Consider the following 21074-nt stretch of genomic DNA (forward strand, 5'->3'; position numbering starts at 1 on the left):
GCGCCAACGAGGATTCGTAACGCAGGAGGAGCAATCTTCTTTCAACGGGCGTAGAACAACGAACCGTTCACCGAGAGGAGGTAAAGCGTGAGTCGAGACTTGCGACCGTCGACCGGCGCGTCGGGCCCGCCCGGTGAGCCGTTACCGTGGCCTCATGCCCAAGCTGGTCGACCACGATGAACGCAGGCGAGCCATCGCTGCGGCCACGTGGCGGCTGATCGCGGCAAAGGGGATCGACGCCGCGAACATGCGCGACATCGCTACCGAAGCCGGCTACACGAACGGCGCGCTGAGTCACTACTTCTCAGGCAAGGACGAGATTCTCAGAACCTCGTTCGAGCTCGTCTTCGAGGCTACGAACGCCCGGATCGACGCGCGAATGCGTGACGCCAAAGGTCTCGCCGCGCTTCGCATCTTCTGTCGGGAGATCATGCCGACGACGCAAGAGACGCTGCTCGAAGCCCGTATTGCGATCTCTCTGTTTCAGCGGGCGATGTACGACGAGCGGATGGACGAGATCAATCGCCGTGCATTGAGTCTGTGGCGTGGGCAGATGGCCGGTCACCTCGAGGATGCACGTGCGACAGGCGAGGTCGGCGACATCGATGTCGCGGTCGTCATCGAGCAGTTGCTCGGCATGATGATGGGCGTACAGCTCCTCGGTGTTCTCACTCCATCGGAGAGTTCTGCGAAGATGCAGTTGGCGATGCTCGACAACTTCCTCGCGCTGCTGCGTTCCTAGCGCCCGCGCTCACTGGCTCGATGCCAGAAATTTTTCGGATCGTCTTTCGAATGTGATCTGTACAGCCGTTACCCACAGGTGTAGCGTCCGTCACATCTTTTTTCCAACGTATGTAGAACCAACCTACTCGAGGACTGTTCATGCCGACTCTTTCTCCCACAAGAATCGATCACCCTCTGGCCTTGCCCACCGCCGAAGAGATCGCGGACGTACGTGCCGTCCTCGATGACGCAGGACTGCTGGGTGAGCACACCCGCTTCGTCTATGTCGGTCTGGAGGAGCCGCTCAAGTCGGAGCTGTACCCCACTGCGGCGGGTATCGACCGCCGCTTTCGTGCCTTGCTGCACGACGTCTCCACGCCGAACGCCGTCGACGTCGTCGTATCGGTCACCGAGCGAGCGGTCGTGTCGTCGGTGACTCTCGACGCAATCCGTGACGGCCAGATGCCGGTACTCGACGAGGAATTCGGACTCGTCGAAGAAACGCTGCGAACCGATCCCGAATGGTTGGCTGCGCTCGAGCGCCGTGGTCTCGATGTCGACCACGTCCGAGTGGCACCGTTGTCGGCCGGCGTCTTCGACTACCCCGGCGAGGAAGGGCGAAGGATCCTGCGAGGCTTGGCATTTCGCCAGGATTACCCGACGGATCACGCATGGGCGCATCCCATCGACGGCCTGGTCGGGTTCGTCGACGTCATGAACAAGACGGTCGAAAAGGTGCTCGACACCGGAGTGGTGCCGATCCCCGAGGAGTCGGGCAACTTCACCGATCCCGAGGTCACCGGTCCGATGCGCACGACGCAGAAGCCGATCGAGATCACCCAGCCTGAGGGGCCGAGTTTCGAGGTCACCGGCAATCTCGTCGAGTGGGAGAAGTGGAGCCTTCGCGTCGGTTTCGACGCCCGAGAGGGCCTGGTGTTGCATCAGATCGGCTTCGACGACAAAGGGGCGACCAGGCCGATCATTCACCGCGCATCGATCGCGGAAATGGTTGTTCCGTACGGTGATCCATCACCGGTCCGCTCCTGGCAGAACTATTTCGATACTGGTGAGTACCTCGTCGGCAGGTACGCCAATGCCTTGGAGCTCGGGTGTGACTGCGTCGGCGACATCACGTACTTCGACGTCGTCATCGCAGACGAGCTGGGTAATCCGCAGACGTTGAGAAACGCGGTCTGCATGCACGAAGAGGACTTCGGCATCCTGTGGAAGCACACCGACCTGTGGGCCGGTTCGAATGAGACGAGACGTCAACGTAGACTGGTCATTTCGTTCTTCACCACCATCGGCAACTACGATTACGGCTTCTTCTGGTACCTGTACCTCGACGGCACCATCGAATTCGAGGTCAAGGCAACCGGTGTCGTGTTCACCTCCGGTCATCTCGGAGACGACTACCCGTACTCCTCGCAGATCGCCCCGGGTCTCGGCGCTCCGTGCCATCAGCACCTGTTCAGCGCGCGGCTGGACATGATGGTCGACGGTGCCGTCAACTCGGTGGAGGAAGTCGAGACCAGACGCGTCCCGATGGGCCCGGACAACCCGCACGGCAACGCTTTTGCTCTGTCCACGACTCCACTGACGACCGAGGCCGAGGCCGCTCGCTGCGCGAACGGATCCACGGGACGTGTATGGCACATCAGTAACCCGGATTCACTCAACCGACTCGGTAAGCCTGTCGCATACGTGTTGCATCCGGAAGGTCAGCCATTGCTGCTCGCCGACGACAATTCGTCCATCGCCAAACGTGCCACCTTCGCCACCAAACACCTGTGGGTCACGCAGTTCGACGCGGCCGAGCGCTACGCGTCGGGAGACTTCGTGAATCAGCATTCCGGCGGAGCAGGGCTGCCCAGTTACGTGGCCGATAACCGGGACATCGAGGGCAAGGACATTGTCGTATGGCACACGTTCGGCTTGACCCACTTCCCGAGACCGGAGGACTGGCCGATCATGCCGGTCGACTACACCGGCTTCAAACTCAAGCCGGTCGGCTTTTTCGACCGGAATCCGACGCTCGACGTCCCCGCCTCGACCTCGGCACACTGTGCGCCGTCGAGCACCCCGTGCCATTCTACGAACGGAAGCTCCCATGTCTGACACACGAGACGGAAAGCTGAAGGGCTCGATCGGCGTTGTCGGCATCGTCTTCCTCGTGATCGCAGCCGCGGCTCCGCTCACCGCGATCGGCGGTGCACTGCCCATCATGATCGCGACGGGCAACGGCGCGGGTGCGCCCATGGCATACATCGTCGCGGCAGTGGTGCTGCTGGTGTTCAGCGTGGGGTACGCGGCAATGAGCAGCCACATGACCGACACCGGCGCGTTCTACGCATACGTCGGAAAGGGTCTGGGCGAAAACGTCGGTCTCGGAGCGGCGGGACTCGCATTGCTGACGTACACCGCAATACAAGCGGGAATCTATGGACTGGCGGCGTCCACGTTGCAGGGACTCGTCGTTTCCTACGGCGGCCCGGACCTACCGTGGTGGCTGTGGGCGCTGGTGCTCATCGGCATCGTCTCGGTGCTCGGCTACCGAAGTATCGATCTGGGCGCGAAGGTTCTCGGTGTTCTGCTGGTACTGGAAATCGGTATCGTGCTGGCGTTGTCGGTGGCGGTGTTCGCTCAGGGCGGTGCCGACGGTATCGACGTCCAGTCGTTCACACCGGACGCGTTCCTGTCCGGATCTCCTGGAATCGCGCTGATGTTCGCGATCGCGTCGTTCATCGGATTCGAGGCGACCGCGATCTACGGCGAGGAGGCCAGGGACCCCAAGCGGACGGTGCCGATCGCGACGTACGCCGCGGTCATCGTCATCGGAGCCGTGTACGCGGTGTCGAGTTGGGCGGTCGTGCTGGCATTCGGTAGCAACTCGGTCGCCGACGCGGCCGCCGCGGATCCGGCGGGTCTCACCTTTGCCGCGGCCGCACAGTTCCTCGGAGCGACGTGGTCGGACATCATCCAAATTATGCTCGTGACAAGCCTTTTCGCAGCACTACTCGCCTTCCACAACGCGATCTCACGGTACGTCTTCGCGCTGGCAAGACGAGGCGCAGCGCCGAAAGTACTGGCGCGGACACATGCCCGACACGGATCGCCACATGTGGGCTCGATCTTCCAGACTCTCTCGGCCGTTCTGGTGGTCGGATTGTTCGCATTGGCGGGCGCAGACCCGATACTTCAGCTGTTCACCTGGATGTCCGGATTGGCAACAGTGAGCATTCTGGTGCTGATGATCCTCACCGGAGTTGCGATCTACACGTTCTTCGCCCGAACCCGAGTCGACTCGCGGACGTGGCACACGAAGATCGCCCCCGTGCTCGGAACCCTCGGGCTCCTCGTCGTTCTCGGGCTCGTCCTCGACAACTTCACTCTGCTCATCGGAGGTTCGTCCACGATCGCTGCGATCCTGCTGCTCATCGTTGTGGGATTCTTCGTCGCAGGTCTGCTGCGGGGTATCTCCACTCGCCGTTCACGATCGACCGAGGCTTCTCGGGCGGTCGAGCACGAACCCGGCGAGCTGGCCCAGTGAGCGCCGCCGACGCGCTGATGGCCGCCGGCGCTGTCGGCGCATTTCTCCCTCTGGTGACGCAGCGCGCGATGTCACGTTCGATGACGATCGCGCACGGCTCCATGGCCGTCCTGATGGTGGTCATGGTGGTGACCCATGTGCCGCAGTGGATCTACCTGATCGCCGCCCTCGGATTACTGGGCCAGGCGTTCCACATGGTGGGGTGTACCAACGGCAGTCGAGCCAGACGACTGTGCACCGTCGACCTCACCGCCATGGGCGCGCTGCTGCTGGCGATGCCGAGCTCGGGCACCTCGGGGGTTTCGTCACTGGGTCACCACCACGCAGCGAGCAGTACGCAACTGCCTTGGGGGCCGGCGATCGTACTCGTGTGTTGGCTTGCGGCAACCACTCTCGTGGCCATGTCGGACCGGCCGCAGGCGAGAAGGGGAGCGACAATCGGTTCGGTGCTGATGATCCTCGGGATGACACCGATGGCAGTGTGACAATGCCATCGGTGTCCGAGATCCCGCTGGGTCAGGCAGTGAGCAAGGATTTCACTGCGAGCAGGTCCACCTGACGGATGGTCGGCGGCTCGGCCAGAAGCTCCTGCTGGCGTTCGCGGAGCGACTTCACGATGCTGCCGTGCAGGTGGTCTTGGCGTCCGTCCTCGTCGGGGAACGTGTCGTAGATCGCGAACGTGTTCTCGCTCAACTTGATTGCATACCAGGTTGTGGTGCCCGGCTCGTCGAGTGCGTGGGCGTGCATCTCGGTGAGCCAGTTTTCCAGGGCGTCTGCCGTGTCGGGTTTGGCGGTGAGGGTGACCAGGAGTCCGACATTGCGGGGTGCGACACGAATGGTCGTCGGCGGGGCCGGACGGGGACCCGTCGTCGCGGCGGGCCGAAAGGCCGCGCCGGGATGGTCGTCGCGCAGACGCGGCTGCCCCAGCACCAGTTCACGCAGGGAGGTGGGTTCGGTGCGGTTGGTGTCGGGAATCAATCCACGGCGACGGAGTTCGGGGGTGATCAATTCACCGAAGTCGCGAAACGTTTCGAAGTTGGTGACGCGAGCGATGTTGAAGCCATCGACATCGGCGATCTCGATCCACTCCTCGAAGTGATCGACGATCGTCTTCGGTGAGCCCACGATGCTCGCGCTCATGCCGCCCACGCACAGCCACTCCGCCAGTTTGCGTGGTGTCCATACCAATTCGCTGTCGACCCGAGTGAGCATGTCGCTGAACGCACGGATGCCGTCGCCTCGGAACTGGTCCAACGGCTTGTCGGGGTCGGCTCCCGAGAGATCGACTCCGGTCCATCCGCCCCACAATGCCAGAGCGGCGTCGACCTGGGCGTGCTTCTGAACCTGCAGCAGTTTTTCGTGCGCGGCCTCGTCGGTCTCGGCGACGATGGGGGTCAGCATCATGATGATCTTCAGGCTTCGCGGATCGCGTCCCTGCTCGGCGGCCAACATGCGGTACTGGTCGACGATGGGGCGAACGTCGTGGGGGTTGACTCCGACGAGGAAGACCGCTTCGGCGTGCTTGGCGGCGAATTTGCGCCCCCGGGCCGACGCCCCGGCCTGGAACAGGAACGGCGTGCGTTGCGGGGACGGTTCGCCCAGATGCGCACCGGGAACGGTGAAGTACTTACCGGCATGGTCGATGTCGTGCACCTTGGACGGCTCGGTGTAGACGCCACGAGCGCGGTCGCGCACCACCGCGTCCTCTTCCCACGAGCCCTCCCACAGCTTGTAGCAGACCTCCATGAACTCGTCGGCGATCTCGTACCGTTCGTCGTGCGAGATCTGCTGCGTCAGGCCGAGATTGACTGCTGCGCTCTGCTGGTAGGACGTCACGACGTTCCACGCCACACGGCCTTTGGTGAGGTGATCGAGTGTCGTCATGGTCTTGGCGAACTTGTACGGCAGCTCGTAGGTGGACGAGACCGTCGCACCGTAACTCAGCGTCTTCGTCGCCGCGGCCATGGCCGAGATCGTCAACAGCGGATCGGCTACGGGTGCCTGTGCAGCGGTACGCAGTGCGGCGTCTCGGTTGCCGCCGTACACGTCGTAGAACCCCAGGACGTCGGCCAGGAAGAGGATGTCGAAACCCGCCGCTTCCAGCGTCTGCGCTAATTCCACCCAGTACTCGATATCGGTGTAGCGGTGGGTCTGATCATCGGCGTCGGTCCACATGCCGGGGTTCTGGTGCACCACGCACGCCATGTCGAAAGCACTCAGTACCAGCTGCTTGCGTGCGGTGTCGGGCCCTGCGTTCATGTTCGGCTCTTTCGATCAGCGGGTCGGAGTACTGGGGTGAACCTGCTGCTCATCGCAGGTCGGTCGACATCAGACCTTGGCGGCGAGCACGTCGAACGACTGCACCGACGGCGCGTGCGCGAGCAGGTCGTCGGACAGTCGGGTGAGCACCGGATGGCCGTCCTGGCCGAGGGGCGCCTTGCTTTCGGACGAACCGAAGATTCCGAACTCGGTGTTGGTGATTCGATACGCGTACCACGTCGCGGTCTGCGGATCCCGCGCCACCGATCCGAGTGCTTCGCCCAGGATCGCGGCGACCTCGTCCTGCTTTCCCTCTCGTGCGACCAGGTGGATCAGAGTTCCGTTGTTGAGCGCCATGCGGTGCGACTGTCCTCACTGTTGGGCAGACCGACGTCCACCACGAATCGAGCATCGTTACCGAAGCTAACCCGTCCGAGTCCGTGCAGCGACGGTTCGAATCACCCTGATTCGAAGCCTGGCCAACGGTCGCCGAGCGTGCGAGACGCGATCGGTGGGCGCGCGTGTGCGCCGACCGACGGCCATATCGATCGAAACTCCCGCCGATCGGCGGGGACGGAGCAGACCTTCGGTGGATGTTCTTCGGCCGCGGCCGACACCAGGATCGAAGGACAGGAAGTCGATGATCGGAGTGGCCGGGTGCAGTGGTTCGAGGACGTGTCGTTGATCGACGGTTGGCTGGTGCCGGTCCTCTGGGGCATCGCTGCGGTCGGCGCGATCGCGCTGCTTGCCGTCAGGTCGGCGTGGTACGCGCAGGTCGTCGTCCCGATCGTGGCGGCGACGGCCGCGGTCGTGACAGGCGTCGGTTACGTCGTCATCGAGCATTGGTGGCATCCGTTTCCGGACAGACTGCCCTTCGTCGTCTACCTGTGGGCCGGTGTCGGTGTAATGGCGGTCGGCTTGGCGGTGTACCGCTCGCTTGCCGGTCGCAGCATCGGGACCGCGGTCGTCGTGGTGCTCGCTGCTTGTGCGGTGCTCGTGCAATCGGCCGCTGCCGTCAACGGGTACTTCGCCTACTTTCCGACTGTCGGCGCGGCTGTCGGGACCAGTCGGGTGAACGAGATCCCGTTGCTGTCGTTGCCGGCGCACCATCGGGAGCCCGTGCCCGTCGCACAGTGGCAGGACCCCGGTGGTCTACCGGCAGGCGGATCCGTCGTCACCACCGACATAGCCGGTCGGACATCGAGTTTCTCGGCCCGTCCCGCAAAGATCTACCTGCCGCCCGCGTATTTCGCGGCCCGTCGGCCGTCGATGCCGGTATTGGTCCTACTGGCCGGCCAGCCCGGCAGCCCGGGGGACTGGCTGCGAAGTGGAGGGTTGGTGAAAACGATGGACGCGTTCGCCGCTCGTCATTCCGGGCTCGCACCCGTCGTCGTGGTTGCCGACGGAACCGGGTCGACGCTCGCCAACCCTCTGTGCGTCGATTCCCCGCGAGGAAATGCTGCGACGTACCTGGCAGTCGACGTACCGGCGTGGGTCAGAACGTTCCTTCAGGTCGACAACTCCGCGTCGTCCTGGGCGGTGGGTGGGCTGTCGTACGGCGGAACGTGTGCACTGCAGCTGGCGACCAACTATCCGTCGGTGTTCCCGACGTTCCTCGATATTTCCGGTCAGGCCGAGCCGACGTTGGGCGGCGATCGTCGACGCACTCTCGACGCAGTCTTCGATGGGGACGCAACGCTTTTCGAGAAGGTCAATCCCCTGGACAAGCTGCGGACGAATTCGTACGCGAACAGCGGTGGTGTCTTCGTGGTGGGGGCGTCCGACAACGACAACAAACCGGGCTTGCAGGCGCTGTACGAGGCGGCCCGGTCATCGGGGATGCAGGTCTCGTACCAGGAGATTCCGGGCGGACACGACTTCCGGGTGTGGTCGGGCGGCTTGTCGAGCCAAATCGATACCATCGCAGCACGATTGGGAATATCCCGATGAGTACGGGAATCGAGCCGCGTCCCGAGATCGTGCGTGCGTCGACCGCCCTGGCCTGCGCCGCAAAAAGGTGGACTGCGGGCGCGCCGATCACGATCGTGATCGCGGCGACGACTGCGGTCGCGACCGTGACGGTTCACGCTTTGACAGCCGATCCGGACTTCGTGGAACACCATCTGAACCTGAGCATTTCGGCGCTCTCGCAGATGCATTGGTGGACGCTGCTCACTTCTGTGGTCGTCGCACCGAATTTCCTCGTGCTCTCGCTGTCCGTCGTGCTGTTGCTCCTGTGTGGGGTGCCGTTGGAACGACACATGGGCTCGGGCGAGTTTCTGGCGGCCGTCGGAATCGTTGCCGTGCTCGGGGCCATTGCCGGACTGAGCCTTGCCGTCTCGGTCGATTCCTTCGACGAGGACTGGGGCAGTCGGCTCGGCACGTCCGTGGTGTTCGATCCGGCGGCGTGGGTCGCTGGGGTCGCCATGGCAGCGAGTGCATCGATGCCCGTCCTGTGGCGCCGCAGAATTCGCGTGGGTCTGCCGGCCGCTGCGATCGTGCTCGCGCTGTTCCACGGCGGGTTGTCGGATCTGGTGGGGCTGGCATCCATCATCGTCGGACTCGCGGTCGGCCGGGTGATGCACGGCCCAGTCGATCCGGAGGACGCGGTGGCGGGGACGCGCCGCGAGAGCCGCTTGCTGGTAGCGCTGATCGTGCTGGCAAGCGCGCTGGGCCCGGTGCTCGCGCTCGTGTCGAACGATGCTGCCGGTCCGTTCGGGGTCCTGGAGGCATTGCTGCGGGCCGATCCGTGGACCGCCGAGGAAGTACGGGCGGTCTGCAGTTCGGCGGCCCAGAGTTCCGAATGCCGGCAGGGATTGTTCGCCTTGCGGTTCGATGGGCTCGGGTTCACGGTGCTCGCCGTCGCACCGTCCCTGCTTCTCGTCACAATCTGCGACGGCCTCCGGCGGGGCAGGCGAGCGGCATGGACGTCGGCTCTGATCGCGCAGCTGTGTCTGACGGCATCGGCGGTCCTCAACGTCGCTCAGTTGCACGAGTCCTGGTCCGAATTGTCCGATGCCGGTGTGCAGCTGGACGGTTCGTATCTGATCCGGGCGGCCGCGCCGCTGTTGACCCCGGTAGCGGTGGCTCTGGTCCTCGCCTTCACCCGATCGTCCTTCACGATCGCCTCGCCGAACGGAGCTGCACGATCGGCCATGCGATCCGTCGGTCTGGCGCTGCTCACCTTGGGCACGCTCTACGTCGCCACGGGGTCGATGTCGGCGCGGACGATCGCATACGTTCCCGAACTGGCCGTCGACTTCGTTCAACGCCTGATTCCCAGCGTGTACCTGCAATGGTTCGAGCCCGCTCTGCTTGCCGGGGAGTTCGTTCCGTCCTGGATGTACCAGTGGATCGGCGTCGCGTTCTGGGTGACGCTGTGTGCGACCGTCCTCGCGATGTTTCTGCGGCCCACCTACGACGACGAGCCGGACGATGCTCGGCGGGCTCGCGACATCCTCGTGCGCAGCGGTGGGTCGAATCTGTCGTGGATGTCGACCTGGAGCAGCAACAATTATTGGTTCACGCCGGACGGGAACAGCTTCGTGGCCTACCGCGTCGTGGGCGGCATTGCGTTGACCACTGCCGGCCCGGTCGGACCGAGACAAGACCATGCCGCCGCGGTACGCGCATTCGCGGACTTCTGTTCCGACAACGGGTGGACACCGTGCCTGTACTCGATCTCGGCTGACACCCGTCGCGTCGCAGATGCATTGGGCTGGAACTCCGTTCACGTGGGGGAGGAAGCCATCCTCGACCTCACCTCGCTGAAATTCACCGGTAAGAAATTCCAGGACATCAGGACGTCGTTCAACCGAGCGACGAAACACGGAATCGCTGCCGAGTGGACAGCGTATTCCGACGTATCACCGGTGATACGCGATCAGATAGTGGCCATTTCCAGAGAGTGGGTGGCGGACAAAGCGATGCCCGAGATGGGGTTCACCCTCGGTGGATTGACGGAGATGGAGGATCCGGACGTCCGATGCCTGATAGCCATCGATGCCGATCGAACGGTGCACGGTGTCACATCCTGGTTGCCGGTGTATCGAGACGGAGAAGTGGTGGGATGGACGCTCGATTTCATGAGGAGACGATCGACGGGATTCGGACCGGCAGTGGAATTCCTCATCGCGTCGGCAGCCGTGTCGTTCGCGTCGGAGGGTTTCGAATTCGTGAGCTTGTCCGGCGCACCACTCGCCAAAAGCCCGCGAACGATCGAGGCCGACGGTCTCTCTGCGACAGTATCGAGCCCGGACCCGGTGGAGAAGCTCCTCGATGCCGTCGGCCGAGCACTCGAACCAGTCTACGGATTCAGGTCTCTGCTGGCATTCAAATCCAAGTTTCAGCCGCGGTACGAGTCCATGTACATGAGCTTCCCCGACAGTGCCGCACTTCCGGGTATCGCCAATGCGGTCGGTCGTGCGTATCTACCGCGAATGACGTTGAGCCAGAGCGCACATCTGATGTGGACTGTCGCTCGCTCCCGGGCAACGAAACGCGACCGGCAGTGAGGCCACCCGCCGACAGGATCGACTGTGTCCGGCCGAGAAAGAACGAGGGGGTACACCGATGACCGCACTGGCTCAGTCACTGCTGTGCTGCGTCGGCGTTGTCGCACTGTGGTCACTGGTGTCCGCGAAGCTTGCGTCGTGGCGAGTGAGCGCACCTCTGGCGATCGCGTCGGCGGGCGCAGTGGTCGGTTGGTTCTTCGGCCCCGAGATCGTGACGGTGCTGAACTATCACGTCACCGAGCAGATCGTCGAACTCGTTCTGGCCGCACTGCTGTTCTCCGATTCCCTCAGGGTCGAGGGAAAGATGCTGGGGAGCTCGCCCTCGGTGTCGCTTCGGCTACTTCTTCTCGCACTACCGCTGAGCCTTGCGCTGGCGGCGAGTGCCTCATGGTTCCTGTTGCCCGAGTACGGCTTTGCCGTCGCACTGCTGATCGCGTGTGTGATCATGCCCATCGACATGGCTCCAGCGACGGCAATTCTGACCGACAATCGGCTCACGCGTGGCGTGCGGTCGGCGCTCAACGTCGAGTCCGGGTACAACGACGGCGTCGTCGCTCCGATCTTCGTGTTCGCGCTCGCCATGATCACCGCGACGAGTGTCGACAGCGTGACCACATCGATCGGAAAAGCGCTGCTCGCCAGCACCGTGTCGCTACTCGTCGGCAGCGCCATCGGCCTTACCTTCGGATGGGCGATGAAGGTGGCCCTGCGACGGGGGTGGACCACCACGAGCTCGTTGTCCATCGGCGTGCTCGCTGTCCCTCTCGTGACGTTCTCGGCGGCAATCCTTCTGCACGGCAACGGTTTCGTCGCGGCATTCGTGGCAGGAGTTGCCGTGCACCTGTGCGCGCGCTCCGAACTCCACCCGCACACCGCCCTCACCGAACAGTTCGTGGAATGCACGTCCCTCGTGGTGTGGTTCGTATTCGGCGCGGTGGCCGCGTACATCGTCTACCTCGGTCTCGACTGGCGCATCGTCGTCATCTCGGTGCTGGCCTTGACCGTGGTGAGACTGGTGCCGGTGTGTCTGGCGCTCGTGGGCTCACGATTGGGCGTCGTCGATCGGCTTGCGTCGTCGATCCTCGGTCCGCGCGGGATCACGACCATCGTGCTGGGATTGTTGGCGTTCAACGCACTCGACGACGACATCGGGTTGATCGTGTTGCAGGCGATGATCGTCACCATCTCCCTCAGCCTGCTGATGCACGGATTGGGCTCGTCCTTCATGGTCCGGGTGTTGTCGCGTGCACGGTTTCGTTCGTCGCACACCAGCAGCGCCCTATGCTGATCGTGTTCCCGGGCCCGTGACTGTTCGATGATCTACAGGAGTGCTGTCGTGGGTGATACCAAGAACGTCAGAGTCGTCGTCGTGGACGACGAGGCGCTCGTCAGATCGGGTTTCGAGCTCATCCTCGGTGCCGCGCCCGGCATCGACGTGGTTGCCACGGGCGACGCGGCCGACGCCCTCGATCTCGTCGTCGGAACGGAACCCGATGTCGTGCTGCTCGATATCAGGATGCCCGGTCGCAACGGGCTCGACGTCCTCGCCGACATCCTCGCATTGCCGCAGCCGCCCGCAGTGGCGATGCTGACCACCTTCGACTCCGACGACTTCATCATGCGTGCACTCGACACCGGTGCCGCAGGCTTCCTGGTCAAGGACACCGATCCCGAAGAGTTGCCGAGACACATCAGATCGCTTGCCGCCGGTGGAATCGTCCTGTCGCCGACCGTCGGACGCACCGTCGTTCGTGGGTTTCTCGGAGCGGCCCGTGATTCGACCGAAGCCCGAAAGATCGCGCGGCTCACCGAGCGTGAGCGTGCCGTTCTCGTGCGCGTGGTGCACGGCGACTCCAATGCGGAGATCGCCGCCGCACTGTTTCTCGGCACCGGAACCGTCAAGGATCACGTCAGTGCGATCTTGTCGAAGTTGGAGGTCTCGACGCGGGTGCAGGCGGCCTTGATAGCCGAGCGGGGTGGATTGTCGGCGGGCGGGTCCACTTCGGTTGGGGGCGAGTCGCAGTGAGCACTGTGCAGGCTGTTCGGCGTGCGACCGAGCGGCGATCGGGTGTGATTCTCGATGCGGTGTTCGTCGTTCTTTCTTTCGCCGATGGACTGCTCACGTTGCCGGATCCGACCACCGCGGAAGTTGCCGTCGCCCTCCTCACCCCGGTGCTGTTGTTCGGGCGCAGACGATTTCCGGTACTCGTATTCGTACTGACGCTGCCCGGTCTGGCAATGGGCGTCACGTTGCTGGCGGCTGTGTTCTCACTCGGGACGGTGGCGTTCGTCGTTCGCAGTCGCGTGGCCGTGGGTTGTTGCGGCGCAGGTATGTTCGCGGCCAGCATGGCGTGGGTGACGACGGACTCCTCGTTCGAGTCGGTCGTCGCGATCACCCTGGCGGCCGGCGCGTACGCCTCGGCCCCGGTGGCCCTCGGTCAGCTGATTCGAGCGCAACGCGATCTGAAGCAGCAATTGAGCGAGTTGCACCAGGCTCGCGAGCGAGATCGGACTGCGCAGGCCGAACTGGTGCTGTCGACCGAGCGCGCACGTCTGGCGCGAGAAATGCACGATGTGGTCTCGCATCAGGTGAGTTTGATCGCGGTTCAGGTCGGTGCCCTGATGGTCAGCAACGACGATCCTGCGGTCAAAGCCGCCAGCCGGACCATTCGGTCGCTCGCGGTGCGAACACTCGAGGAGCTGCGGCAGATGGTCAGTGTCCTGCGGGCGTCGGGCGGCGAGGCCGACGGAATCGATCCGCAGCCGGCCATTTCCGATCTCTCGGCGCTGGCGGCTGAATCCGAGTTGGACGTCGAATTGACCGTGCACGTGGAGTCGGATGTGCCGAGTTCCGTTCAGCGTGCTGTGTATCGAATCGTCCAGGAGGGGCTGACCAACGTTCGCAAACATGCTCCGGGCTCGAAAGTCGATGTCACCGTGAAAGAAGTCGACGAATCGGTGACGGTACAGGTTGCGAACACGGCTCCCACGCTGCCGCCGCTCGCATTCCCGTCGTCGCGGCACGGACTCGTAGGACTCGCCGAGCGGGCGGAATTGTTGGGTGGGCACGTCTCGGCCGCCGCGACGGTGCACGGCGGTTTCACCTTGCGGGTCGTCCTTCCGATCGACTGATCCGCGTCGGCCTGCAACGCCCGTCGGCCGTCGTGGCCTAATCTCGAGGCGATGCGAATAGCGGTGGTGGAGGACGACGACGGCGTCGGCGACGCGTTGGTGGACGCGCTGACCGAGGTGGGGCACGACCCTGTCCGGATGCGCCGCGGTGCCGACCTGCTGCTCGGGTACCACGGCATGGGTGTCGTTCTCCTCGATCTCGGCTTGCCCGACATGGACGGCCTCGAGGCGCTTCGTAAGCTGCGGACCTTGAGTTCGGTGCCCGTGGTGGTGCTGACCGCGCGGGACGACGAGCGGTCGGTGGTCCGAGCTCTGCGCGCGGGCGCGGACGACTACGTCGTCAAGCCCGCTCGATTGGGGGAGTTGCACGCGAGGCTGGAAGTGGCGGCGCAGCGTCGGAGCGCAACGAGTGATGCGGCGGTGGATCGGCTCGAGTTGGGCGACGTGGTCGTCGATCTCGTCGGGCGCAGTGTCGAAGTCGACGGGCGAGACATCGGGCTGACCACCAAAGAGTTCGACCTGCTCGCGCACCTGGCGACTCGGCGTGGTGAAGCGGTGAGCCGCGAACAGCTGATGGATGCGATCTGGGGCGATGCGTACGTGGCGATCTCGCGATCGCTCGACGTGCACATGACGACGTTGCGCGCGAAGCTCGGCCGACCCGGGACCATCGCCACGATCCGCGGCTTCGGCTACCGCTGGGACGGCTGACGTGCGGCGCCGGGTTCTCGTGGTGCTGATGGTCTACTCGGCCGTCGTCGTTCTCGCGCTGTCGGTTCCGCTGGGATTGTTGCTGGGTCGCGAACGCGCCCAACGATTCGGTGAGAATCGAGCTGCCGCTGCAACGTACTTCGCGGAACTGAGCTCCCGGGAGGACGAGTCGGGTGATTCTCGAATCCGAGAGTCGGTGCAGCGCTACAACGATCTGTACGGCGAGGGGATCGTGGTGGTCGACCGCACCGGAGCGGTCCGTGCTGCATCGGGTCTGGATACGACGCGCACGGACGTTCAACAGGCGGTGGCCGGTGCCCTGCGCAATCAACGCGGTGGCCTTCCGTCGAGTGTGACGCCGTGGTCGCCGTCGTCGGTATTGGTGGCTGCACCGATCGGTGGGGGAACGCAGGTCGACGGTGCCGTGGTGATCGCAGCCTCCACCGACGCGGCCCGTCGGGATGTGGCGATCGGGTGGGCGGTGATCGCTGTCGGTGCGCTGCTGATCTTGGCCACTGTGGCGCTGATCGCTGCTGCGTTGTCGCGCTGGGTCGTTCGTCCACTGACGTCGTTGTCGATGCGAGTGCAATCGTTCGGCGACGCCTTTCACGATCGTCGGCCTCTCGACGACTCGCCACGTCTCGAGTCGGACGGACACGTCGGTCCGCCCGAGGTTCGAGCGCTCTCGCGTGCGTTCGACGCAATGGCAGACGATGTGGAGAACGCGACCGCTGCGCAGCGCCGTCTGGTGGCCGACACCGCTCACGCGTTGCGTAACCCGCTGGCGGCATTACGGATTCGACTGGACGTGTTGGGAATGCGGGTGCCCGAATCGGTCGCCGAAGCGCACCAGCGAACGACACTGGAGGTCGATCGGCTCGACTCCGTCGTCGAGGATCTTCTCGTTCTTGCTGCTGCCGAGACGCCGGTCCTGCATCGCCAGACCGCGTGCGACGTACTGTTCGTGCTCACCGACAGAGTCCGATTCTGGTCGAGCGCACTGACAGTGGCCGGGTTGACCGTCCATGTCGCGGATCCCGACCCGGGAGCCGATCACACTGCTGCGGTACCGGAGGAAGACCTGGTGCGCATGCTCGACGCGATCCTGAGCAACGCGACCAAGTACGCCGGTTCGGGAGCGGATGTCGACATCGACTGCCGAGCCGGCGACGATCACGTCGTGGTGTCGATCACCGACACCGGCCCGGGTGTATCCGCTGCCGAATTACCGATGATCGCGGACCGGTTCTTTCGGGCATCGAGTGCTCACGGGGCCGGAACGGGGCTCGGCCTGGCAATAGTCGCGGCCCTGATCGAACGAGTGGGAGGACGCCTCGAGGTCGACGCTCATCGACCGTCGGGTTTGATCGTCCGAATGCTGCTCCCGCGTCACGGCTCGAGCGGGTCCTTGTCCTAAGGGAGTGTTAGGAAACGCGAAACAGCTTGGTTCTCGCTGTGCTGGGGGTCACAGTAGAAGGACTTCGGTTGCCGTCACGCGTTCGGCGACCCACCCGCAAGCTATCTGTGGAAGGACCTGCCCATGGCCAACGAGGCCACTTCGACCGCTGGTTCGTCTCGTGCGAACCCGCCGGTCTCGTCTCCCGCAGCCACCCGCCGCGCCGTCTACAACACACTGCGTGGGTCGTCGGGCAACCTCGTCGAGTGGTACGACGTGTACGTCTACACCGTATTCGCGACGTATTTCGAGAATCAGTTCTTCGATTCGGCGGACAAGAATTCGACCATCTACGTTTACGGGATCTTCGCGGTCACGTTCCTGATGCGTCCGGTCGGTTCGTGGTTCTTCGGACGCTACGCAGACCGGAACGGTCGCCGAGCCGCACTGACATTCAGCGTCTCGCTGATGGCGGCCTGCTCGATGGTCATCGCGTTCACCCCCGGCCGGGAGAGCATCGGTGTATGGGCCGCGGTCATTCTGATTCTGTGCCGTCTGGTGCAGGGCTTCGCCACCGGTGGTGAGTACGGAGCGTCGGCGACATACATGTCCGAGGCCGCCACTCGTGAGCGTCGCGGATTCTTCTCCTCGTTCCAGTACGTCACGCTGATCGGTGGCCACGTTCTGGCGCAGGTCACGCTGCTGCTCATGCAGGTCTTCTTCGAGCGGGAGCAGATCGAGGACTTCGGTTGGCGCATAGCGTTCTTCATCGGTGGCGTCGCCGCAGTGGTTGTCTTCTGGCTGCGCCGCAGCATGGACGAGTCCCTGACGAAGGATCAGCTCGAGGCAGTTCGTAGTGGTGCTGATCAGGCGTCCGGATCTCTCAAGGAATTGGTCGGAAAGCACTGGCGCGCTCTGCTGATCTGTTTCATGGTGACCGCCGGTGGCACCATCGCGTTCTACACCTACAGCGTCAATGCACCCTCGATGATCAAGGCAGCGTACGAGGACCGCGGAATGACCGGGACCTGGATCAACCTGTTCGGGCTGATCTTCCTGATGTTGCTGCAGCCCATCGGCGGCTTGATCAGCGACAAGGTGGGACGCAAGCCTCTGCTGGTCTTCTTCGGCGTCGGCGGCGTGCTCTACACCTACGTGCTCATCACGTATCTGCCGTCGGCGACGTCGGTGGTGCAGTCATTGGCGTTGGTCTGCGTGGGTTACGTCATCCTGACGGGCTACACCTCGATCAACGCGATCGTCAAAGCGGAATTGTTCCCCTCGCACATCCGCGCCTTGGGAGTCGGCCTCGGGTACGCGCTGGCGAACTCTGCGTTCGGCGGTACCGCTCCGTTGATCTACCAGGCCGCGAAGAACGGTGGGCACGTCGGGTGGTTCATTCTGTACGTGACCGTCGTCATCGGTATCTCGCTCCTGGTGTACATCTTCGTGCTGCGGAACAAGACCGAGACCGTCCTCGACAGGGAGCAGGGCAAGGCCTTCGCGTGACCTGTGACGACTTACAGTGAGTGACATGCTCCGGCCCGCTGCGTTGTTCTCCCGAAGAACAGCTCTGCGGGCCGGTGTCGTGTCGCTGACCGCGGTGGCCATGGGAGCCTGTGCCACGGACCCGCCGATGCAACTGCGCCTGGCGGCGGGCGAGGTGGGCGGCTTCTTCTGGGAGTTCTCCGGCTTGCTGTCCGACGCGGCTGCCGGACTGTCGGAGGTCGAGGTAGTGCCGCTCACGACATCCGGTTCTCTCGACAACCTCGACGCGTTGATCTCCGGTCGTGCCGAACTGGCGATGACGCTGATCGACGCCGCCTACAGCCACCCGAGTACCGACCTGGCCGCGGTCGGATGTGTCTACGAGAACTACTTTCAGGTCGCTGTGCGGGCGGACTCGACCATCCTCGCAGCGAGCGATCTACGGGGACGACGAGTGAGTACCGGCGCGCCCGGATCGGGGGCGACGGTTCTCTCGCATCGGATCCTCGACGCGGCCGGCGTCTCGGGACCGGATGCAGTTCGTGAAGTTCAATTGTCGATGAAGGCGGCTGCGACCGCGTTGTCCGACAACGAGATCGACGCGGTGATGTGGGCGGGTGGATTGCCGACCCCGGCTTTCGCCGACCCGAGTAGCGAGATCCGGTTGCTCGAATTGGGCAGTCTCGTTCCGAACCTGCGTCGGGCATTCGGTACCGCGTACGAGGCGGTCCCGGTTCCGGCGAACGTGTACGGCTCGCACCCGGAGGTGACGACCGTCGGAATTCCGAATCTGCTGTTGGCCCACCCCGATGTGCCGAACCGAGTTGTCGCAGCCCTGGTGAGCGTTCTGCTCGACCGATCGTCGGCCCTGGTCCCCGGGCAAGCGATCGGCAGCCAATTTCTCGACGCACGCTCACTGGTCATGACGGGCGGTATTCCTCTGCACCCCGGGGCGGAAGAGGAATACCGCGCTCGACACGGTTAGACGGCCGTGCACGGTTTGTATCTCGGTCGCTCCGGACATCCACAGTGGGTGACCGAGCAGTCTTCGTTCGACCGAGTGAGGCACGCGTGAATGCGTTCGGAGCAGCACTGTACGGGGCCGGAACGGCCCTGCCGTTGGTGATCGGGGCCGCTGTCGGCCTGTGCTGGTCTCTACCGAAACGAGTACTCGCGGCCATGATGGCGTTCGGCGCGGGCACGATGATCGCGGCGGTGTCCTCGGAATTGTTCGAGCCCGCCTTTACCCAATCCGGCATCATCACCGCCGGTGCTGCGTTGTTCGCGGGTGCGGGGGTGTACGTGGTCGCGAACCACCTCATCGAGAATCGGCTGGGGCCGGCGGCAATCGGGTGGGCATTGATGCTTGGAACAGTGCTCGACGGCGTTCCGGAGAACACCGCGTTGGGTGTGTCACTGACCAGTGGCGGTGGCCTCGTGCTCCTCGTCGCCGTCGCCGTCGGCAATGTTCCCGAGGCTGTCGGCGGTGCCGCTCTGATGCGAGATCAACACAACTTCGGCCGAGCCCGCGCCCTCGGGTTATGGAGTGTGACTGCGGTTGTCCTGGTACTGGTGACCGTGGCAGGGTTCCTGCTCTCGGACGTCATCCCTGCTACTGGGATATCGGCAGTGCAGGCATTCGCCGGCGGTGCGACCTTGGCGGTGCTGGCCGATTCGTTGATGCCCGAGGCGTACCGAGACGGCGGCTGGTGGGTGGGAATGGCCACCGCCGCGGGTTTTCTCGTCGCTTTCGGTCTGGGCTGACCGCCGCGGCCGTAGCCGCGGCGGCCCGGACTCACAACCTCGCTGCGAGCCGGTGGTACGCCGCATTCCATCGGAGAGTCTGCTGGAACCCACGCGTCGTGGTGCCGGAATCGATAGCGAGCAGCTCGACACCGATCATGTCCGAGAATGCCTCCAGCACAGGCAGACCGATGGCGGTGCTCAACACCGTGTGGTGGGGTGCGCCTGCAGTCAACCACGATTCGGCCGACACCGACAGCGAGGGCTGCGGTTCCCACACTGCGCATGCCACGGGTAGTTTCGGCAGCGCCTCGTCGGGCTCGACCACGTCGATCACGTTGGCCGTCAATCGGAATCGCTCACCGACGTCGGACAGTCCGACGACGACACCATGCCCCGGATCGGCGGTGAATCGCAGCCGCACCGGATCCTCGCGGCCGCCGATCGAGAGTGGATGAATTTCCAGTGTGGGGCGAGACGTCGTGATGGACGGGCACACCTCCAGCATGTGTGCACCGAGGATCTTCTCCTCACCGGGGACGAGGTGGTAGGTGTAGTCCTCCATGAAGGACGTACCGCCCTCCAGTCCCTCGGCCATGACCTTCATGCCGCGCAACAACATCGACGTCTTCCAGTCGCCCTCGCCGCCGAAGCCGTAACCGTCGGCCATCAGTCGCTGCACCGCCAATCCCGGCAACTGACGCAGGCCGCCGAGGTCCTCGAAATTGGTGGTGAACGCCTTGAACCCGCCGTCGGTGAGGAACTGCCGCATTCCCGCTTCGACGCGTGCGCCGTAGCGGAGGGAGTCGTGACGATCCCCGTCCTTGTCGAGGCTCGGTGCGATGTCGTAGAGCGACCGATACTCGTCGACGAGTTCCGAGACGGCCGACTCGCTGACGCTGTCGACCACGTCCACGAGATCGTTGACGCCGTAGGTGTTCACGGAGACGCCGAACCGCAGCTGCGCCTCCACCTTGTCGCCCTCGGTGACCGCGACGTCGCGCATGTTGTCGCCGAAGCGGGCCAGTTTCAGCGAACGCAATTCTGCCCGGCCGAGTGCCGCGCGCGCCCACTGCTCCGCCCGCGTCCGTACCGACGGATTGTCGACGTGGCCCGCGATGGTGGTGCGCAGTACGCCGACCCTGGACTCGATGTGCCCGAACTCGCGATCACCGTGCGCAGCCTGGTTCAGATTCATGAACTCCATGTCGATCGTGGACCAGGGCAACGACATTCCGGCCTGCGTGTGCAGATGCAGCAGTGGCACATCGAGCGCGTCCAGGCCTGCGATCCACATCTTGGCCGGCGAGAAAGTGTGCATCCAGGTGACGACGCCGATGCAGTCCTCGGCGGCGTTGGCCTCGCGCATGCACTGCAGGATCGCGGACGCGTCGAGCAGCACCGGCTTCCAGACGACGGATACCGGCAGTGCGCCGTCGAGTTTGTCTGCGATCTCCCGTGATTGGACTGCCACCTGCTCGAGCGTCTCGGGACCGTAGAGGCCTTGACTGCCGGTGAGAAACCATACTTCGGACATGGAGAATGTACCTTCCGTGGA

Annotated in this window: 16 protein-coding genes and 1 pseudogene; 14 read left to right on the plus strand and 3 right to left on the minus strand. The window is 64.1% G+C overall.

The genetic code is table 11. The features are described from left to right. The first annotated feature begins 154 nt into the window (after nt 1-154). From CH281_RS05565 to CH281_RS05580, 4 genes are all read left to right on the plus strand, one after another. Nucleotides 155-742, plus strand: coding sequence for a TetR/AcrR family transcriptional regulator (locus CH281_RS05565; RefSeq protein ID WP_032393386.1), 588 nt, complete (start codon nt 155-157; stop codon nt 740-742). Nucleotides 743-882: 140 nt separating this feature from the next. Then, a complete protein-coding gene (locus tag CH281_RS05570) occupies nt 883-2841 on the plus strand; it encodes a primary-amine oxidase (RefSeq protein ID WP_094693325.1) in 1959 nt (652 codons plus the stop codon). Next, the gene (locus tag CH281_RS05575; protein WP_094693327.1) at nt 2834-4273 is read left to right on the plus strand and encodes an APC family permease; all 1440 of its coding nucleotides are present in this window, start codon (nt 2834-2836) and stop codon (nt 4271-4273) included. Before CH281_RS05570 ends, CH281_RS05575 begins: the two co-directional genes overlap by 8 nt. After that, nucleotides 4270-4758 carry a hypothetical protein gene (locus CH281_RS05580; RefSeq protein WP_094693329.1) on the plus strand — a complete coding sequence of 163 codons (489 nt, stop codon included), beginning with the start codon at nt 4270-4272 and terminating at the stop codon, nt 4756-4758. The genes CH281_RS05575 and CH281_RS05580 overlap by 4 nt, the downstream gene beginning before the upstream one ends. 376 nt (nt 4759-5134) lie before the next feature. On the opposite strand, the pseudogene CH281_RS05585 reads toward CH281_RS05580, so the two are convergent. Then, nucleotides 5135-6532: pseudogene (locus tag CH281_RS05585) on the minus strand (LLM class flavin-dependent oxidoreductase); the annotation flags it as partial. A gap of 69 nt (nt 6533-6601) precedes the next feature. After that, on the minus strand, nt 6602-6889 hold the full coding sequence (locus CH281_RS26760; protein WP_179274124.1) for an antibiotic biosynthesis monooxygenase: 288 nt from the start codon (nt 6887-6889) through the stop codon (nt 6602-6604). A gap of 300 nt (nt 6890-7189) precedes the next feature. Here CH281_RS26760 and CH281_RS05590 point away from each other — a divergent pair, with 300 nt between their 5' ends. From CH281_RS05590 to CH281_RS05635, 10 genes are all read left to right on the plus strand, one after another. Beyond that, the gene (locus tag CH281_RS05590; protein ID WP_179274127.1) at nt 7190-8482 is read left to right on the plus strand and encodes an alpha/beta hydrolase; all 1293 of its coding nucleotides are present in this window, start codon (nt 7190-7192) and stop codon (nt 8480-8482) included. Continuing rightward, nucleotides 8479-11046 carry a DUF2156 domain-containing protein gene (locus CH281_RS05595; protein ID WP_094693333.1) on the plus strand — a complete coding sequence of 856 codons (2568 nt, stop codon included), beginning with the start codon at nt 8479-8481 and terminating at the stop codon, nt 11044-11046. The genes CH281_RS05590 and CH281_RS05595 overlap by 4 nt, the downstream gene beginning before the upstream one ends. A gap of 58 nt (nt 11047-11104) precedes the next feature. Continuing rightward, nucleotides 11105-12334 (plus strand): cation:proton antiporter domain-containing protein, encoded by a 1230-nt coding sequence (locus CH281_RS05600; protein ID WP_094693335.1) that lies wholly within the window; start codon nt 11105-11107, stop codon nt 12332-12334. A gap of 48 nt (nt 12335-12382) precedes the next feature. Next, entirely contained in the window at nt 12383-13072 is a 690-nt protein-coding gene (locus tag CH281_RS05605) for a response regulator (protein ID WP_032393256.1), read from the plus strand. Continuing rightward, nucleotides 13069-14178 carry a sensor histidine kinase gene (locus CH281_RS05610; RefSeq protein WP_080735818.1) on the plus strand — a complete coding sequence of 370 codons (1110 nt, stop codon included), beginning with the start codon at nt 13069-13071 and terminating at the stop codon, nt 14176-14178. The genes CH281_RS05605 and CH281_RS05610 overlap by 4 nt, the downstream gene beginning before the upstream one ends. 51 nt (nt 14179-14229) lie before the next feature. Continuing rightward, a complete protein-coding gene (locus CH281_RS05615) occupies nt 14230-14889 on the plus strand; it encodes a response regulator transcription factor (RefSeq protein WP_094693337.1) in 660 nt (219 codons plus the stop codon). A 1-nt stretch (nt 14890) separates the two neighbouring features. Next, a complete protein-coding gene (locus CH281_RS05620) occupies nt 14891-16306 on the plus strand; it encodes a sensor histidine kinase (RefSeq protein ID WP_256983367.1) in 1416 nt (471 codons plus the stop codon). Between the two features lie 123 nt (nt 16307-16429). Continuing rightward, complete coding sequence (locus tag CH281_RS05625; protein WP_032372988.1) at nt 16430-17794, plus strand: MFS transporter; 1365 nt, start codon at nt 16430-16432, stop codon at nt 17792-17794. Between the two features lie 25 nt (nt 17795-17819). Further along, on the plus strand, nt 17820-18758 hold the full coding sequence (locus tag CH281_RS05630; protein ID WP_052068625.1) for a TAXI family TRAP transporter solute-binding subunit: 939 nt from the start codon (nt 17820-17822) through the stop codon (nt 18756-18758). Between the two features lie 86 nt (nt 18759-18844). Beyond that, nucleotides 18845-19537, plus strand: coding sequence for a ZIP family metal transporter (locus tag CH281_RS05635; RefSeq protein WP_032393394.1), 693 nt, complete (start codon nt 18845-18847; stop codon nt 19535-19537). A 31-nt stretch (nt 19538-19568) separates the two neighbouring features. Here the strand turns inward: CH281_RS05635 and araA are convergent, their stop codons facing one another. After that, complete coding sequence (gene araA / locus CH281_RS05640) at nt 19569-21053, minus strand: L-arabinose isomerase (protein ID WP_094693339.1); 1485 nt, start codon at nt 21051-21053, stop codon at nt 19569-19571. Nucleotides 21054-21074 lie beyond the last annotated feature (21 nt).

Source organism: Rhodococcus sp. 06-221-2 (genome assembly GCF_002258365.1).
GTDB classification, from domain to species: domain Bacteria; phylum Actinomycetota; class Actinomycetes; order Mycobacteriales; family Mycobacteriaceae; genus Rhodococcoides; species Rhodococcoides fascians.

Coding starts and splice junctions, on each gene's coding strand:
- CH281_RS05600 (WP_094693335.1), top strand. CDS start 11,105: ATGACCGCACTGGCTCAGTCACTGCTGTGCTGCGTCGGCGTTGTCGCA.
- CH281_RS05575 (WP_094693327.1), top strand. CDS start 2,834: ATGTCTGACACACGAGACGGAAAGCTGAAGGGCTCGATCGGCGTTGTC.
- CH281_RS26760 (WP_179274124.1), bottom strand. CDS start 6,889: ATGGCGCTCAACAACGGAACTCTGATCCACCTGGTCGCACGAGAGGGA.
- CH281_RS05625 (WP_032372988.1), top strand. CDS start 16,430: ATGGCCAACGAGGCCACTTCGACCGCTGGTTCGTCTCGTGCGAACCCG.
- CH281_RS05630 (WP_052068625.1), top strand. CDS start 17,820: ATGCTCCGGCCCGCTGCGTTGTTCTCCCGAAGAACAGCTCTGCGGGCC.
- CH281_RS05595 (WP_094693333.1), top strand. CDS start 8,479: ATGAGTACGGGAATCGAGCCGCGTCCCGAGATCGTGCGTGCGTCGACC.
- CH281_RS05570 (WP_094693325.1), top strand. CDS start 883: ATGCCGACTCTTTCTCCCACAAGAATCGATCACCCTCTGGCCTTGCCC.
- CH281_RS05565 (WP_032393386.1), top strand. CDS start 155: ATGCCCAAGCTGGTCGACCACGATGAACGCAGGCGAGCCATCGCTGCG.
- araA (WP_094693339.1), bottom strand. CDS start 21,053: ATGTCCGAAGTATGGTTTCTCACCGGCAGTCAAGGCCTCTACGGTCCC.
- CH281_RS05615 (WP_094693337.1), top strand. CDS start 14,230: ATGCGAATAGCGGTGGTGGAGGACGACGACGGCGTCGGCGACGCGTTG.